Annotated in this window: 1 protein-coding gene and 1 pseudogene; both read right to left on the bottom strand. The window is 38.1% G+C overall.

Going from position 1 to position 1,728, the window contains the following annotated elements:
• Positions 1–223 precede the first annotated feature (223 nt).
• Positions 224–1,323, bottom strand: a pseudogene (locus ACQKCJ_RS24715) (IS91 family transposase).
• The coding region (locus ACQKCJ_RS24710) for a tyrosine-type recombinase/integrase (protein ID WP_427403146.1) at positions 1,302–1,728 on the bottom strand (427 nt) is incomplete at its 5' end. The pseudogene ACQKCJ_RS24715 and the gene ACQKCJ_RS24710, both read right to left, overlap by 22 nt.

The following is a 1,728-nucleotide window of genomic DNA, read 5'->3' as shown; positions in this document are numbered from 1 at the left end:
AATAACTAAGCTTTCGTCTTGCCCGGAGGGCACGAGATGAAAGCCCGTTGAACGGAACCGCAGGAAGCTTAATACGTATTATGGAGTTTTCGAAGTGTAGCTTTAAGATATACGAGCAGTAATTTTACGATTACTGCTTTTTTTATGGTTGAACTTGTGCTGTCTTATTGTTATTTTTCGATTTACCGACGCAATTAAATACAAGTTCCCTTACCCGTAAAAACTAATTCACATAGGCAAGTGTATTCTCGATAAGATATGCTTTTGGCGGACCTCGTTGCCCAAAGACATGTAACGTAACCAGATTTCCAACTTTACAACAATAATATTTTTTAAGTTGCGTTTTGGTTTCGATTTCAGGTCGAATGATATATTTAAATCTTGTTGTAATTGTTGCAGTTTGCCACGTTTCCAACTGCTACTTAAAATACCGTAATGCCTGATTCTTACAAAACGTTTGGGTAAAATATGAAGACTAAAACGCCTTGTAAACTCTTCGTTTTTTAAGGTGAGTTGCTTAGTTTTACTTGCGTCTTTATAATCTTTATAAGCAATGGTAACTTCTTGATTTGTTACATTTTTAATCCGATGATTGCTGATGGCAACTTTATGGGTGTATCTTCCTAAATATTCGATTACTTGTTTGGGACCTCCAAATGGGCGTTTGGCATAAACCACCCAATTTTTATCAAATAAACTTTGCAAAACATGAGCATCGGCAAGCTTTTCTTTACGTAACAAGGCAACAAATTTTGCTCGAAAAACCTTGCTTAACGCTTTTACTGCAAATAAGTATTTATCGGTTTTTATCTTGCGTTTCCATTTACCGTTGGCATCAATTCCACCACCAGGAATAATGCAGTGTAAATGTGGATGTAAACTTAAATTTTGTCCCCAGGTATGTAAAATCGCAATCATTCCTAGTTGCAAACCTTCCGTTTTTCCGAATTGATTTAATGTCGACCAAACAGAATCAAACAAGATTTTATAAACGATTTTTGGATGTGCAATCGCTAATCCATTAAGCGAATCTGGAAGGGTAAAAACCAAATGATAGTACGAACAAGGCAACAAATCCTGCTCACGTGCCTGAATCCATTCTTCACGTTTATGACCTTGACATTTCGGGCAATGCCTATTGCGACAACTGTTGTAACTAATACTAATGTTGCCACAAGCATCACAAGCATCTACATGTCCGCCCAAAGCAGCAGTTCGGCACAAAGTCAATGCTCTTAACGTTTTTTCTTGATGAACGGTAAAGTTTTGGTTGGACAAATCGACTTTTCTCAGCACATCGGCTACTTCCCACTGCGGCTGCATAAAGCAAAAACGGTATCAATTGGACTGTGTACTTTTTGGTTTTCGAGCTGGCAAACATGCAAATATTCCATCGTCGTCTCCACGCGTTCATGACCCAGCAGTTTCTGAACTTGAAGAATATTTACACCATCTTCGAGCAAATGCGTAGCATAGCTGTGGCGCAATGTATGCGTATGTACATCTTTTAAAATGCCTGCTTTTTTACAAACCGATTGAATCGCCCATTGTACGCCACGCTGACTGTAACGAGAATCAAAACCTTTGGCGTCTTTGGTGTTGCCTGTAAATAAAAATGTGGTAGGATGTTCGGCTGAAATATACCTTTTTACACCCCGAATGATATGATCTGATAAGGGAACATAACGATCTTTTTTGCATTTACTTTGAACAATATGAAGTAGTTTT

Source organism: Flavobacterium sp. NPDC079362 (genome assembly GCF_050267765.1).
Taxonomy (GTDB): domain Bacteria; phylum Bacteroidota; class Bacteroidia; order Flavobacteriales; family Flavobacteriaceae; genus Flavobacterium; species Flavobacterium azizsancarii.
The sequence above is the reverse complement of the archived record's forward strand: the minus strand, read 5'-3'. Positions and strand labels throughout refer to the sequence as shown.